The following is a 14,446-nucleotide window of genomic DNA, read 5'->3' as shown; positions in this document are numbered from 1 at the left end:
CCTTCCGGCGGGTTTTTTCCTGGGCGACGCCGCGCACTACCGGTGATAATCGGGGCAACCTGCATCAGGACGTCCCGCATGTACGATATCCAGCCTGCGCTGACCACCGATCACGACCGCATCACCGTCGTCTGGGAAGCCTCGGTACGCGCTACGCACGGCTTCCTGCCGGAGGCGGCGATCCACGCACTGCGTCCGCTCATCCGCGAGCAGTACCTGACGGCCGTGACGTTGCGCGTATGCAAGGATGCCGATGGCGTCATTCAGGGCTTCGTCGGCGTCGCCGATGATCGGATCGAAATGCTGTTCATCGAACCGCGCGCGAGGGGCACCGGAATCGGCAAGGCATTGCTGCGCCATGCCATCGAGGTACTCGGTGCCGATGCGCTGGACGTCAACGAACAAAATCACCAGGCGGTCGGCTTTTATCAACACCAAGGGTTCGTGGTGACCGGTCGCTCACCGCTGGACGGACAGGGCCAGCCCTACCCACTGCTGCACATGCGCCTGGCCCCTCACTGACCCATCATCACGGCAGCGCACTACATCCCCGGAGTTCAGTCATGCCGTTCGATCCCACCCTGCAACTGGAGAGCGCGCGCCTGGTGCTGACCCCGATCGGCGCGACGGACGCGCAGGCGATGTTCGCAATCCAGTCCGACCGTGCCGGCATGCGCTACTGGAACCATCCGGCGTGGACCGACCTCAAGCAGGCCTATGTGCAGATCCTCGACGATCTGGCCGCGCTCGATGCGGGCACGCAGTTGAAGCTGGCAATCCGGGAGCGTGTGGACGGGCCGCTGCTGGGGATCGTGGTGGTGTTCGCGATCGACGAGACGTCCCGGCGTGCGGAGATCGGGTATCACCTGGCGCCGTCGGCGCAGGGCAAGGGCTACATGCACGAGGCGCTGTCACGGTTCGTGGCGTATCTGTTCGATGTGCTGCGCCTGCGTCGCCTGGAAGCGGAGATTGATCCGCGCAACGTGCCCTCGGCGAAGGTCCTGGCGCGGCTCGGCTTCCAGCGCGAGGGACTGCTGCGGGAGCGCTGGCGGGTCGCCGGCGAAGTATCGGATTCGGCGGTGTATGGGTTGCTGGCACGGGAGTGGCAGAGGCCAGGCAGCGCAGTGTCGGGGTGACCGTCGCACGAAACACCCCCGGCCATTCCGGCCTCTGCATCCGCGGTGCCCCACGAAAAAGCCCGCCTTCCGGCGGGCTTTTCGATGTTCAACCGTGCTGACCGATCAGGCCCAGCCGAACAGTTCGAACAGACGCAGGATCAGGTACGCACAGCCGCCGGCGGCCGGGATCGTCAGGATCCACGCCCACACGATGCGCTCGATCACGCCGAAGCGCAGCGAACGCGGGTTCTTGGCGAAGCCCACGCCCATGATCGCGGTGGAGATGCTGTGGGTGGTCGAGACCGGCATGCCGAAGTGCGCCGCCACGGTCAGGATCGTGGCCGAGCTCGTTTCCGCGGCGAAGCCGTGGATCGGGTGCAGCTTGACCATCTTGTGGCCCAGGGTCTTGATGATCTTCCAGCCGCCCGAGGCAGTACCGGCGGCCATCACCACGGCGCAGGTCAGCACGATCCACATCGCGATGCCGTCACCGGCGGTTGCATCCGGGTGCATGAACGCCAGCCAGGACGGCAGGTCGTTCAGCGCACCGGTTGCCTCGGCGCCGATCAGGGTCATGGCGATGATGCCCATGGTCTTCTGCGCATCGTTGTGGCCGTGGGCGAAGCCCATGTAGGCCGCCGACACGATCTGCGCCTTGCCGAAGAACGCATTGACGATGCGCGGCCGGGCCAGACGGCCCAGGAAGCCACCGATCTTCGCCATGCCGGCGATCATGCCCCACAGCAGCAGCATCACCGCGATGCCGAGCAGGAAGCCGGCGATCGGCGAGGTGATCATCGGCAGGAACACCTTCCACAGCAGGCCCTTGTTCTGGGCCCAGGTGCCGATGCGCTCGGACCAGATCAGGGCATCCCAGTTGTTGTGGGCAGCGGCCAGGCCGGCGCCGCACAGGCCGCCGATCAGGGCGTGCGAGGACGAGGACGGCAGCCCCTTCCACCACGTGATCAGGTTCCAGATGATGCCGCCCAGCAGCGCGCACAGGATCACCTGCGGGGTCACATCGACCACGTTGGTGTTGAGCAGGCCCGAAGCGATGGTCAGCGCGACGGCGGTGCCGGTCAGCGCGCCGATCAAGTTCATGAACGCGGCGAGCATCACCGCCCAGCCGGGCGAGAGCACTTTGGTCGCCACCACGGTGGCGATGGAGTTGGCGGTGTCGTGGAAGCCGTTGATGAACTCGAAAACGAGCGCGGCCAGGATCACCACCAGGACAAGGGTCAGCATGCTGTGGCGTCCGTCAGCTGTTCTTCAAGACGATCTGGTACGCCACCACGCCGGCCTCGCGGCAACGATCGATGGCCTTTTCCAGGATCTCGAAGAATTCCTTGAGCAGGAACATCTGCAGGCTGTCCAGGCGGCCGGAGTAGATGTCGCGGTACAGCTCGAGCATCAGGCGGTCGGCTTCGTTTTCCAGCGAACGCAGCTTCTCGTTGAGCGCGGTCATCCGGTCCAGGTTCATGTGGCGCAGGTCGTTGACCATCTCCACCACCACGCTGGCGGCCTGTTCGAGCATCGCCGCGCGCGGCGCGAAATCGATGTGTTCCAGATGCTGGGTGGCCAGCGAATAGCGATCGGCGAACTTCTCGATCTGCTTGGGAATCTTGTACAGCGCCGAGCCCAGCGCTTCGATGTCTTCGCGCTCGATCGGGGTCATGAAGCTGTCAACCAGCGCCTGGCTGATCTTGTCCGAAGCCGCGCGCTCGCGCAGGCGGGCCAGCTTGAAGGCGTCCAGCGCCGGCTGGCGGTCCGCTTCGCGCAGCATGGAGTGCAGCGCCTTGGAACTGTCCTGGGCGGCCTGGGCAGCCTCGTCCAGCAGGGTATAGAACTGTTTGCCGGAGCCAAAAATGGTCTGCAGAGAGAACATTGAGAAACCTATTCGCCGTCGAGGAAGGACGGCACCGGGCGGAATTATGACGGTTTGATGTCTGTTCCGGGTACTCCCCCCCTTCTTCACACTGGGACGGCCCCGTCTGAACGACTCTGTTTGCACCCCTGCCCCGGCCTTTTGTTAAGATGCGCGGGCACCTTCGGGTGCACTCTATGGACGACGACCCTTACCCCCCGCCGCACCGCCGCGCTTACGCGCCCTCCGGTAGCCGACATCGCTTGAACACGCCCTCCCTGCCACCAACCGGGGAAGCCGCCCGTGTTTGAACTGATTATTGTCCTCGCCCTGATCCTGCTGAACGGTTTCTTCGCCATGTCCGAGATGTCGGTCATGACCTCGCGCAAGAGCCGGCTGAAGCAGATGGCAGGTTCCAGCAAGCGCGCCGAGCGCGCCCTGGCGCTCTCCGAGAAGCCCGAGAACTTCCTGTCCACGGTCCAGATCGGGATCACCCTGATCGGCATCCTGACCGGCCTGTTCGGTGGCGAGGCGATCGGCCTGACCATCGCCGAGTGGCTGCAGGGCATGTTCCCGGCGTTCGCGTATTCCGGCGTGGTCGGCAAGACCCTGGCCGTGGCCCTGATCACCTTCCTGACGCTGATCTTCGGCGAACTGGTGCCCAAGCGGCTGGCCCTGACCCGTTCGGAGGACATCGCCGGCCTGGTGGCGCTGCCCATGAGCTGGCTGGCGAAGATCGCCGCGCCCGGCGTCTGGCTGCTGTCCCACTCGACCCGACTGGTGTTGCGCGTGCTGGGCCTGGGCAAGGACGAATCGGCCTCGGTGACGGAAGAAGAGATCCGCATGCTGGTGGCCGAAAGCCACGAGGCCGGCGTGATCGACGCCCATGAGCGCGACATGATGAACCGCGTCATGCGCCTGGGCGACCGCACCGCCGACAGCCTGATGACCCCGCGCAACCGGATCGCCTGGCTGGATACGCTGGCCGAGCCGGAAAAGAACATCGCGACCATGCGCGAGAACGAATTCTCGCGTTATCCGGTGTTCCGCGGCAACGATCAGGACATCGTCGGTGTGCTGGAGGTCAAGAGCCTGGTGACGCGCCTGGTGCGCGATGACCATTCGCTGTTCCAGAACCTGCGCGAGCCGCTGTACGTCTCGGAGTCCACCCATGCGATGAAGCTGCTGGAGATCTTCCGCGAGGAACAGCAGTCGATGGCGCTGGTGGTGGACGAGTACGGCGAGATCCAGGGCCTGGTGACCATCAGCGACCTGATGGGCGCGGTGGTCGGCCGCCTGCAGTCGGTGGAGAACGTGGACGAGGACGCCCTGGTGGTGACCCGTGAGGACGGCTCCTACCTGGTCGATGGCTCGCTCTCGATCGAAGACCTGCGCGAACTGATGGGCAACGCCGAGCTGCCCGATGCCGATGATGGCGACTACTACACGCTGGCCGGCATGTGCATCCACTATTTCGGCCGCATCCCGCATGCGGGCGAGTACTTCGATTGGGCCGGCTGGCGCATCGAGATCGTCGATCTCGACGGTGCCCGTGTCGACAAGCTGCTGCTGCGCACCCTGAGCGAAGACGAAACCGATGACATCACCGGCTGAGCCGACGCCGCCGGATCCGACGCGGCCCCAGTACCGCAACGAGGGTATCCGTACCCTGCTGGCGATGTTCGACCACGGTGACCCGGAGCAACGGCTGCTGCTGGGCCAGATCCTGCAGGATCTGCAGCAGAGCGCGTTCGGTGTGTTCCTGTTCGTGGCGATCCTGCCGGCCTTCATCCCGATCCCCGGGCTGGGCGGTGCGGTCAGTGGACCGCTGGTGGTGCTGATCGGCGCGCAGATGCTGTGCGGCATGCGCCGCCCCTGGCTGCCCGGCTTCATCCGCAACCGCGGACCCAAGCGGGGCACCATGCATCGGTTCCTGGAGCGCATCGACCGTCCGCTGCGGCGGCTGGACCGCCTGCTCAAGCCGCGGATGCCCGGGCTGCTGGTACCGCTGCCCGCGCATGCCTTCAGTGGCCTGTTGCTGATCCTGATCGGGGTGCTGCTGTCGCTGCCGATCCCGCTCACCAATTATCTGTTCGGCTTCCAGCTGCTGCTGTTCGCGTTGGCACTGCTGGAACGCGATGGCGTGCTGATGCTGCTCAACTGGATCGGCGCGGTGGCCGCCGTGTTGTTCTTCGGCTTCAGTTCGGGGCAGCTGGTGGGCTATACGGTGGATCTGTTCCAGCGCTGGTTCTGAAGTACCGACCAAACGGTCGGTACCTACCGAATTACCGACCAACGGTCGGTACCTACCGAATTACCGACCAACGGTCGGTACCTACCGAAATATCGACCAACGGTCGGTACCTACCGAAGTACCGACCAGCGGTCGGTACCTGCCGAATTACCGAGTCGGCACCTACGCGCCGGGCTTGAGATCCACCGTGCCGGTGTCGGACATCGCGCCCGGATCATCGGTCACCGCCGACAGCACGAAGTACAGTGCCTTGCCGAGCAGGCCGCCGGGGCCATCCCAGTATTCGGCCGATTCGGCGCTGACGTGGATCAGACGCAGGTTCGGGTCGTCCTTGCCGCCGGGGAAGAAGATCTTCATCGCCGGCGACCAGAGTTCGTCGATCTTGGCGCGGTCATTGACCACCCGCGCGGTACCCGAGACCGAGACATAGGTATTGCCCGACGGCGATGCGTAGGCCACGTTGACGCGCGGGTTGGCGGTGATTTCCGCGATCTTCGGGCTGTCGGCGCCGGTGGCGAACCACAGGTCGCCATCGAACTCGACTTCCTGCGTGCCCAGCGGACGACTGAACAAGCGTCCATCCGCACCGACCGTGGTGAACATCGCGATGTCCACGCCGCGGATCAGTTCGGCCAGTTGTTTGATGTGCTGCTGACGATCGTGCTCGGCCATGGGGTGGCTCCTGTAAGGGGAGCCACCATCACAGCCGATCGGCGGCTACGGCGACGTGAACCGCACGGTCACGCCCTCTTCGCGCGCCGCACCGGTTTCAGACCTGCAGTGCGCGCCACGCCTGCATCGCCAGCCCGAACGAGCGCTTGCGCGCGGCGTGGTCGTAGATGTTGGCGGTGACCAGCACTTCATCCGGCTTGTGTCGCGCGACGAACGCGGCGAGGCCTTCCTGCACCTGCTGCACGTCACCGACCACCGCACAGGCCAGCGCGTTCTGCACGCCGGCCTTTTCGTGCGGCTGCCAGAACGCTTCGATGTCGTCGATCGGCGGCGGGATCAGACCCGGCAGGCCACGGCGAAGATTGACGAAGCTCTGCTGCTGGGTGGTGAACAAGCGCTTGGCCTCGGCTTCGGAATCGCTGGCGACCACGTTCAAGCCCAGCACCGCGTACGGCGCCTGCAGATACTGCGAGGCACGGAATTCGCGGCGGTAGACCGCCAGCGCTTCATCCATCGCGTCCGGGGCGAAGTGCGAGGCGAAGGCGAACGGCAGACCCATCGCCGCCGACAGCCGCGCACTGAACAGACTGGAGCCCAGCAGCCACACTGGCACCGGGATGCCCGCACCGGGCACGGCGCGCACGGCCTGGCCCTTCTGGGCCGGCTCGAAGTAATGCAGCAGCTCGCGTACGTCCTGCGGGAACTGGTCGGCGCTGTCGAAGTAGCGGCGCAGTGCGCGGGCGGTCGGCTGGTCGGTGCCGGGCGCGCGGCCCAGGCCGAGGTCGATGCGGTCCGGGTACAGCGAGGCCAGCGTGCCGAACTGCTCGGCCACCTGCAGCGGCGAGTGATTGGGCAGCATGATGCCGCCGGCACCGACGCGGATGCGCTTCGTGCCCCCGGCCACATGACCGATCAGCACCGCGGTGGCGGCGCTGGCGATGCCGGGCATGTTGTGGTGCTCGGCCAGCCAATAGCGGTGGAAGCCCCAACCTTCGGCGTGCTGGGCCAGGTCCAGCATGTTGGCGAAGGCCTGCGTGGTGTCGCTGCCTTCGCAGACCGGCGCCAGATCAAGAATCGACAGCTGCATCATGAATGCTCGTTCCAACCAGGAGATATCCCACTGAGATGGGGCTGGCCGGCCGGTTTGCCACCGCCCACAAGGCGCAGGTGGCAAGACGCTGATTTCCGTCTCGCGACGATTCAGGACAATCGAGGCCGTGAAGGCGGCTCAGGCGGTGCCGGCGTCCTGATCGACCAGTGGCTGCAGGGCCGCATCCAGCGCCACGCGCTCGTCGAAGACGAAGCAGCGGCCGTCATAGCCCTCACCGCCCACGGCCTCGAAATAGCCCAGGATGCCGCCGTCCAGCTGCAGGACGTTGTCCATGCCGTCGTTGCGCATCCACAGCGCCGCCTTCTCGCAGCGGATGCCGCCGGTGCAGAAGCTGACCACGGTGCTGTCCTTGAGCGCTTCGCGGTGTGGGGCCAGGGCCTCGGGCAGATCGGTGAACTTGGTGATCGGCAGCACCAGCGCGTCCTGGAAGGTGCCGTACTCGATCTCCTGGGTGTTGCGGGTGTCCAGCATCACCACCGGCTTGCCGGCGTCATCGTGCCCCTGGCGCAGCCAGCGCTGCACCGTGGCCGGATCGATCGAGGGCGCGCGCGGGTAGGCCAGCGGCTGGCCGTCGTCGATGCGGAAACTGATGATCTCCGGCTTGACCTTGGCCTTGAGCCGGGCGAACGGCTGCATCTGGCTGTAGCTGGTCTTCACGCGCAGCCCGGCAAACCGCGCATCGGCGCGCAGGGCGGCGTAGAAGCCGTCGATCTGCGGCTCCGCACCGGCGAGGAACAGATTGATGCCCTCGCCCGCCACCAGGATCGTGCCGCGCAGCTGCGCGGCGGTCGCCCGCTCCAGCAGGGTCGCGCACAGCGCGTCCGGGTCGGCGACGGGGGTGAAGTGGTAAGCGGCGGTATTGGCGATCATCCCGCCATTTTAGCCGCTGGGCAGGCGCTACGCCTGAGCGGCCCTGGAATCAGCCGCGCAGCAGCACGAACGGCAGCAGCACCAGCGCGGTCGCGACGGCCATGCCGAGCAGCACCGCCACCACGAACACCGGGCGGCGGCGGATCAGGCTGCCGAAGGTCTCGGCCGTCCCCTCACGCAGCGCGGCCTCACGCTCGCCACGCACGCGCTCGCCGCGTGCCTGCTGGTACTCGCCCATCAGCGCCTTGGCCCGAGGGTGATCGGCGTCATCGCGGACCCAGATCCCGCCAAAGGAGATCCCCCAGGGGCTGGGCTCGGTGCGGTAGTGGGCGATGCCCGCCTTGTCCAGCAGGGCGGTGACATCCTGGATTTCATCGTCTGCGACATTGCGCAGGTTGAGCAGCAGTTTCGACATGTGCCCATGATAGCGCCCGGCGATGCGCTACCCTTGCGTCCCCGTTTTTTGGATCCGGAGCCCGCCCATGCGCCGTCTGCCGCGTTACCTGCTCGCCCCCCTAATGTTGTCGCTGCTGGCCGCCTGCACCCCGCCCGGCCCGCCGCCCGGCGGCAGCATCGCGCAGTTCGAGAAGATCGATACCCAGCCGGGCACCGGCGCCGAGGCCACACCCGGCAGCAAGGTGACCGTGCACTACACGGGCTGGATCTACGACGAGCGCACCGCCGACAAGCACGGCGCCAAGTTCGACAGCTCGGTCGACCGCGGCGAGCCCTTCACCTTCAACCTCGGCCAGGGCCAGGTCATCAAGGGCTGGGACGAAGGCTTTGCCGGCATGAAGGTGGGTGGCAAGCGCACGCTGATGATTCCGGCCGAGTACGGCTACGGCACGCGTGGCGCCGGCCCGATCGCACCGAATTCCTCGCTGGTGTTCGATGTCGAACTGCTCGACGTCAAGCCGCGTTGATCCTGCCTGCATGAGCATTGCCGTGAACACCCCACGCCGGGTCGCGATCATCGGCGGCGGCCCCGCCGGCCTGATGGCGGCGGAAACCGTGCGCGCTGCCGGCCACACCGTCGATCTGTACGAAGCCAAGGGCTCGCCCGGGCGCAAGTTCCTGATCGCCGGCAAAGGCGGCCTCAATCTGACCCACTCCGATGCGCGTGAGGTGTTCATCTCGCGCTACCGCGAGCGCGCGGACGCGGTGGGCGGCTGGCTGGCCGATTTCGATGGCGAGGCGCTGCGTGCCTGGGCGCTGGCATTCGGCGTGGAGACCTATGTGGGCAGTTCGGGACGTGTGTTCCCGGTCGACCGCAAGGCCGCCCCGCTGCTGCGCGGCTGGGTGCGCCGGCTGAAGGAACAGGGGGTGCGCCTCCACGTGCAGCACCGCTGGACTGGCTGGGATGACGCAGGCGCGCTGCGCCTGGAAACCCCCGAGGGCACGACCACGATCACGGCCGATGCGGTGGTGTTCGCGCTCGGCGGTGGCAGCTGGCCGGAGCTCGGCTCGGACGGTGCGTGGGTGGCGCCGATGACCGCCAGCGGCATCGACATCGCCCCGCTGAAGCCGGCCAACTGTGGCTTCGACATCGGCTGGACGCCCTACTTCAGCGAGCGCCAGGCGGGTGCCCCGCTCAAGCCGGTGGTGGCGCACTGGACCGACCTGCAGGGTGAGCCGCGCTCGCTGCAGGGTGAATGCGTGATCACCGCGACCGGCATCGAAGGCAGCCTGATCTACGCGCTGTCGGCCGATCTGCGCGACAGCCTGGCCCGCGACGGGCAGGTGACCCTGCAGCTGGACCTGCTGCCGGGCCAGACCGAAGCGCAGGTCGCGGAAAAACTGCGCAAGCCGCGCCAGGGCCGCAGTTTCGGCGAGGTCCTGCGCCGCCAGCTGGGTCTGGGCGGGGTCAAATCCGCGCTGCTGTTCGAGGTACTGGGTCGCGAGGCCGGGCAACTGCCGCTGGACCAGATCGCGCATGCGCTGAAGCGGCTGCCATTGGCTCTGCAGCGAGCCCGTCCTATCGATGAAGTGATCAGCACCGCCGGCGGCGTGCGCCTGGAAGCACTGGATACGCAGCTGATGCTGCGCGGGCGCCCGGGCATCTTCTGTGCCGGCGAGATGCTGGACTGGGAAGCGCCGACCGGCGGCTATCTGCTGACGGCCTGCTATGCCAGCGGGCTGCGCGCCGGGCGTGGCGTGGTGGCGTGGTTGGCGCAGGCGTGAATCACGCGGTGCCGGCCAGCGGCCGGCACTACCGAGGTAGTGCGCACCGTGGCGTGCCGGACCGCCTGTCAGGACATGCAATCGGTAGTGCCGGCCGCTGGCCGGCATCAGCGCCTGCGCTGCATCCGCACCGAAGCGAGCGCTACCCCGCTGGGGTGTGGGTAGCTTTCCTCGCGCAACGCTTCAAAGCCACAGCGACGATAGAACGCGACCGCATTGAGCGAGGCTGAGAGCACCAACGGCCGCGCCGGATCCGACCGTGCTTGCATCGCCTGCATCAAGGTCAGGCCGATGCCACGGCCGCCGCAGTCGGGATCGACGAACAACGCATCGATTTCGTTGCCGGCCAGATCGATCACGCCATAGCCCAACAGCGCGCCGTCGGCATCTTCGGCAATCACGCAGCCACCGGCGGCGAGCAGCGCGCGGTAGTGGTCCGGTGGCGGTGAGGCCGACCACGGGGCGATCACCTCCGGCGGATAGGCCGCACTGCACAGTTCACGTACGCACCGCGTGCGCAGCAGCCACAGTCTGTCCGCCTCCTCGGCACGGCCAACGCGCAAGCGCAGGTCGCGCGCATCGGTCATCGCGATTTGCTTGTCCGCAGCGCCTGGATGCGCGCCGGCGGCTGGAACGAATCACTGCGCGCATCGGCCCAGTAGTCGTGGAAGACCGCATGGTCCGGCACTTTGCGCAGCAGCTCACCCGGGTCCAGATAGCGGTACAGCGAAGCCAGTGAGCGGATTTCCACCGGCGAGACGCGGCGCAGGATGTGCTCCGGGCCCAACTCGGAAGGATCGTTCAAGCCGGCCGCGCACAACAGGTCGCGCAGCGCGCGCAGGGTGTTCTCATGGTAGTTGTGCACGCGCGTGGCCTTGTCAGCGGCGTCCAGGTGACGCCAGCGATGCGGGTTCTGCGTGGCGATGCCGGTGGGGCATTTATCGCTGTGGCAGCTCAGCGACTGGATGCAGCCCAGCGCGAACATGAAGCCACGCCCGGCATTGCACCAGTCCGCGCCCAGCGCGATGGTGCGTGCGATCTCGAAGGCACTGGTGACCTTGCCCGCCGCACCGACGCGGATGCGATCGCGCAGGTCCAGGCCGACCAGCGTGTTGTGCACCAGCAACAGCGCCTCGTGCATCGGCACACCCACGTGATCGATGAACTCGGCCGGCGCCGCACCGGTACCGCCCTCGGCGCCATCGACCACGATGAAATCCGGCAGCAGCCCGGTTTCCTGCATCGCCTTGGCGATACCGAACCACTCCCAGGGGTGGCCGATGGCCAGCTTGAACCCGACCGGCTTGCCGCCGGACAACTCGCGCAGCCGCGCAACGAACTGCAGCAGTTCCACCGGCGTATTGAACGCGCTGTGCCTGGAGGGCGATACGCAATCCACGCCCATCGGCACGCCACGGGTGATCGAAATCTCCTCGCTCACCTTGGCCGCCGGCAGCACGCCGCCGTGGCCGGGCTTGGCGCCCTGCGACAGCTTGATCTCGATCATCTTGACCTGATCATGGGTGGCGTTGGCGACGAATTTCTCTTCGCTGAAACCACCGGCATCGTCACGGCACCCGAAGTAGCCCGAGCCGATTTCCCAGACCAGGTCGCCGCCCATTTCGCGGTGATAGGGCGAAATCGACCCTTCGCCGGTGTCGTGATAGAAGCTGCCACGGCGCGCGCCTTCGTTGAGGGCGCGGATCGCGTTCGCCGACAACGAACCGAAGCTCATCGCGGAGATGTTGAACACACTGGCCGAATACGGCTTGGCGCAGTTCGGGCCGATCTGGATGCGGAAATCGTGGTGGCCGATCTCGGTCGGCGCCAGCGAATGGTTGATCCACTCGTAGTCCACCGCATAGGTGCTGCGCAGCGTACCGAACGGCACCACGTCCATTTCATTCTTGGAGCGCTGGTAGATCAGCGCGCGCTGCTGGCGCGAGAACGGCACATCCTCCAGATCGCTCTGCACGAAGTACTGGCGGATCTCCGGCCCGATCGATTCCAGCCCGTAGCGGAAGTGGGCCATCACCGGATAGTTGCGCCGCAGCGTGCTGCGCTTCTGCAGCAGATCCCAGGTGCCCAGCACCACCAGCAACGCCGTCACGCCGACGCCCCAGTACCAGGCGGGCCAGATCGTGGCCAACCACAGGCAGACCGGGAACAACCCGATGGCGAGCAGGTACGCGAGATAGCGATGCATGGCTTTCCTCAATCAATAGCTGCCCCCGAGTCTACAGGCGGTCGTCCACCACTTCCCGGGGCCACACGGATTTGACGTCGTACACCACACCGCCCGGCGTGAGCAGCGCGCGCACCTGCGCGGCGTCGAAGGCACGGAAACGATCATGCGCCACCGCCAGTACGACGGCGTCATAGCCGGCCGCATCCGGGGCCTCGACCCAGCGCACGCCCGCATCGGCCAGTGCGGCCGGCCCCACCCACGGGTCCTGCACGTCCACCCGGGCGCCACTGACCTGCAGGCGCTGCGCCAGTTCCAACGCGCGGCTGTTGCGCAGGTCCGGGCAGTTCTCCTTGAAGGTCACGCCCAGTACCAGCACGCGTGCCTGCGCGACATCGATGCTGCGCGATGCCAGCAGCGCCAGCACGCGTTGTGCGACATGCTCGCCGACCCGGTTGTTGACCTGTCGCGCGGTGTGGATCAGGTCCGGGTGATACCCCACGCTTTCGGACTTGTGCAGCAGGTAGTACGGGTCCACGCCGATGCAGTGGCCGCCGACCAGGCCGGGGCGGAACGGGAGGAAGTTCCACTTGCTGCCGGCCGCATCCAGCACGTCCTGGGTATCGATGCCGAGCCGATCGAAGATCAACGCCAGCTCGTTGACCAACGCAATGTTGACGTCGCGCTGGATGTTCTCGATCACCTTGGCCGCTTCGGCCACGCGGATCGAGGGCGCCGGCCAGGTGCCGGCCGTAATGATGCGCTTGTACAAGGCATCGACCACGGCGGCGACTTCCGGCGTCGAGCCGGAGGTGATCTTGCGGATGTCCGGCAACCGTCGTTCGCGGTCACCCGGATTGATCCGCTCCGGGCTGTAACCGCAATAGAAATCGACGTTGAAGCGCAGCCCCGATCCGGCCTCCAGCAGCGGCACGCAGACTTCTTCTGTCGTGCCCGGGTAGACGGTGGATTCGTAGATCACGATGTCGCCCGGCGTGAGCAGGCCGGCGATCAGGGTGCTGGCACTGCGCAGCGGCCCGAGATCGGGCTGCTCATGCGCATCGATCGGGGTGGGCACGGTCACGATGTAGACGTTGCACCCGGCCAGCTCTGAAGGATCGGCGGTGTAGCGGGCATGCAACGCAGCAGCCAGTTCATCCGCGTCCAGTTCCAGGGTGTGATCCATGCCACGCTGCAGCTCGGCGACCCGCGCCTGATCGATGTCGTAGCCCACCGTGGCCTGGTGCCGGCCAAAGGTCACGGTCAACGGCAGCCCAACGTAGCCGAGCCCGATGACCCCGATGCGCGCGGACACCGCGGCGGAAATGGCGTGCGTCATCGAGCGGCTCCGCACCGCGGAACCGGGCCAGCCATCAGGCGGGGCATCATCAGGGAATACGTCATGCGATACGGAGCCGGGAGACAGGTGGTGCAAGACTAACGCGCCCGACCCTGCCCCACAAAGAACAAAGCCGCCGCCCGCGGAGAGTACGGACGACGGCCAAAGGAATAATGGTCCAGCTGCGGTTACTACCCTTTCAGACAGCCTCCAAGGGCAAACCCCGCAAGACTGGTCACAGCTGGTAGAAAGAGGATAGGCGTGCAACCGTGATCATTGTGTTACGGACAAGGTTGTTTTGCGTTACGACCCCAATGTCACTGCTGCCGGTTCCAACTCGCCGGACACACCGGTCCATGCCTCCAGCAGACGACCAAAACCTGCGGGCATATCATCTGGCTCGGAACACCGCTGTTGGAACCCCTGCCAGGGCGCCTCGACGATACGCGCAAGCGCATCCGGTTCGACCGCTGCTGATGCCATCGTCCAGCAGGGGAAATGGCGTTTCTCCACGAACCCTCGCGCGAGTTCGCGCAGATTCGTATGGATGCGTGCGTTGAACACGCGCTGGAACACCGAGTCGACACCGTCCTCCGGTCCCTCGAAGTACTGCAGGAAACACCGGCCGTCGAACATCAGCACGCCGGTCACGCCTGCCACTTTGTTGAACCCCATTGCTGCTCGCAGGATCTGATCGATATCAGACGTTTCGATTCCATCGATAGCGTCGCTGACATAAGCGACCGCATGCAGCGGCATGAAGGATTTCCGGAATGAACTGAAGCTGACTATGCCATGAAGTTTTCGCACTGGGTAGACACCGAATGTGCTCACGGTCTCGTTACGAATCGC

The 14,446-nt window shown here is 66.1% G+C and carries 16 protein-coding genes; 6 read left to right on the top strand and 10 right to left on the bottom strand.

The features are described 5' to 3' along the window. Positions 1-78 precede the first annotated feature (78 nt). A complete protein-coding gene (locus tag ABE422_RS11725) occupies positions 79-522 on the top strand; it encodes a GNAT family N-acetyltransferase (protein WP_346483028.1) in 444 nt (147 codons plus the stop codon). Between the two features lie 41 nt (positions 523-563). Continuing rightward, the gene (locus ABE422_RS11720; RefSeq protein WP_313212011.1) at positions 564-1,136 is read left to right on the top strand and encodes a GNAT family protein; all 573 of its coding nucleotides are present in this window, start codon (positions 564-566) and stop codon (positions 1,134-1,136) included. Positions 1,137-1,241: 105 nt separating this feature from the next. Here the strand turns inward: ABE422_RS11720 and ABE422_RS11715 are convergent, their stop codons facing one another. Both ABE422_RS11715 and ABE422_RS11710 read right to left on the bottom strand, forming a co-directional pair. Beyond that, the gene (locus ABE422_RS11715) at positions 1,242-2,363 is read right to left on the bottom strand and encodes an inorganic phosphate transporter (RefSeq protein ID WP_121041745.1); all 1,122 of its coding nucleotides are present in this window, start codon (positions 2,361-2,363) and stop codon (positions 1,242-1,244) included. A gap of 13 nt (positions 2,364-2,376) precedes the next feature. Next, a complete protein-coding gene (locus tag ABE422_RS11710; RefSeq protein ID WP_121041743.1) occupies positions 2,377-3,003 on the bottom strand; it encodes a DUF47 family protein in 627 nt (208 codons plus the stop codon). A gap of 282 nt (positions 3,004-3,285) precedes the next feature. Between ABE422_RS11710 and ABE422_RS11705 the strand changes: the two genes are divergently transcribed. Continuing rightward, the gene (locus ABE422_RS11705) at positions 3,286-4,596 is read left to right on the top strand and encodes a hemolysin family protein (RefSeq protein ID WP_346481855.1); all 1,311 of its coding nucleotides are present in this window, start codon (positions 3,286-3,288) and stop codon (positions 4,594-4,596) included. Beyond that, positions 4,580-5,236: an exopolysaccharide biosynthesis protein gene (locus tag ABE422_RS11700; RefSeq protein WP_313212015.1), complete on the top strand. Its 657-nt coding sequence runs from the start codon at positions 4,580-4,582 to the stop codon at positions 5,234-5,236. Before ABE422_RS11705 ends, ABE422_RS11700 begins: the two co-directional genes overlap by 17 nt. Before the next feature lie 162 nt (positions 5,237-5,398). Here the strand turns inward: ABE422_RS11700 and ABE422_RS11695 are convergent, their stop codons facing one another. The 4 genes from ABE422_RS11695 to ABE422_RS11680 form a co-directional block, all read right to left on the bottom strand. Beyond that, positions 5,399-5,908 (bottom strand): pyridoxamine 5'-phosphate oxidase family protein, encoded by a 510-nt coding sequence (locus ABE422_RS11695; protein WP_121041737.1) that lies wholly within the window; start codon positions 5,906-5,908, stop codon positions 5,399-5,401. A 97-nt stretch (positions 5,909-6,005) separates the two neighbouring features. Continuing rightward, positions 6,006-6,998 (bottom strand): LLM class flavin-dependent oxidoreductase, encoded by a 993-nt coding sequence (locus ABE422_RS11690; RefSeq protein ID WP_346465493.1) that lies wholly within the window; start codon positions 6,996-6,998, stop codon positions 6,006-6,008. A gap of 138 nt (positions 6,999-7,136) precedes the next feature. Then, a complete protein-coding gene (locus ABE422_RS11685; protein WP_346463723.1) occupies positions 7,137-7,889 on the bottom strand; it encodes a sulfurtransferase in 753 nt (250 codons plus the stop codon). A gap of 49 nt (positions 7,890-7,938) precedes the next feature. Continuing rightward, positions 7,939-8,304, bottom strand: a complete 366-nt coding sequence (locus ABE422_RS11680) for a DUF6164 family protein (RefSeq protein ID WP_313212019.1) — start codon at positions 8,302-8,304, stop codon at positions 7,939-7,941. 67 nt (positions 8,305-8,371) lie between these two features. Here ABE422_RS11680 and ABE422_RS11675 point away from each other — a divergent pair, with 67 nt between their 5' ends. Continuing rightward, complete coding sequence (locus ABE422_RS11675) at positions 8,372-8,812, top strand: FKBP-type peptidyl-prolyl cis-trans isomerase (protein ID WP_346463725.1); 441 nt, start codon at positions 8,372-8,374, stop codon at positions 8,810-8,812. A gap of 10 nt (positions 8,813-8,822) precedes the next feature. Beyond that, positions 8,823-10,070: a TIGR03862 family flavoprotein gene (locus ABE422_RS11670; protein WP_313217849.1), complete on the top strand. Its 1,248-nt coding sequence runs from the start codon at positions 8,823-8,825 to the stop codon at positions 10,068-10,070. 107 nt (positions 10,071-10,177) lie between these two features. On the opposite strand, the gene ABE422_RS11665 is transcribed toward ABE422_RS11670, so the two are convergent. The 4 genes from ABE422_RS11665 to ABE422_RS11650 form a co-directional block, all read right to left on the bottom strand. Then, complete coding sequence (locus ABE422_RS11665; protein ID WP_313217848.1) at positions 10,178-10,657, bottom strand: GNAT family N-acetyltransferase; 480 nt, start codon at positions 10,655-10,657, stop codon at positions 10,178-10,180. Next, entirely contained in the window at positions 10,654-12,276 is a 1,623-nt protein-coding gene (locus ABE422_RS11660; RefSeq protein ID WP_346483027.1) for an FMN-binding glutamate synthase family protein, read from the bottom strand. The genes ABE422_RS11665 and ABE422_RS11660 overlap by 4 nt, the downstream gene beginning before the upstream one ends. A gap of 31 nt (positions 12,277-12,307) precedes the next feature. Continuing rightward, positions 12,308-13,594, bottom strand: coding sequence for a nucleotide sugar dehydrogenase (locus tag ABE422_RS11655; RefSeq protein ID WP_313212025.1), 1,287 nt, complete (start codon positions 13,592-13,594; stop codon positions 12,308-12,310). 303 nt (positions 13,595-13,897) lie between these two features. Then, complete coding sequence (locus ABE422_RS11650; protein ID WP_313212027.1) at positions 13,898-14,353, bottom strand: BLUF domain-containing protein; 456 nt, start codon at positions 14,351-14,353, stop codon at positions 13,898-13,900. Positions 14,354-14,446 lie beyond the last annotated feature (93 nt).

Source organism: Stenotrophomonas sp. TWI1151, assembly GCF_039673135.1.
GTDB lineage: Bacteria > Pseudomonadota > Gammaproteobacteria > Xanthomonadales > Xanthomonadaceae > Stenotrophomonas.
The sequence above is the reverse complement of the archived record's forward strand: the minus strand, read 5'-3'. Positions and strand labels throughout refer to the sequence as shown.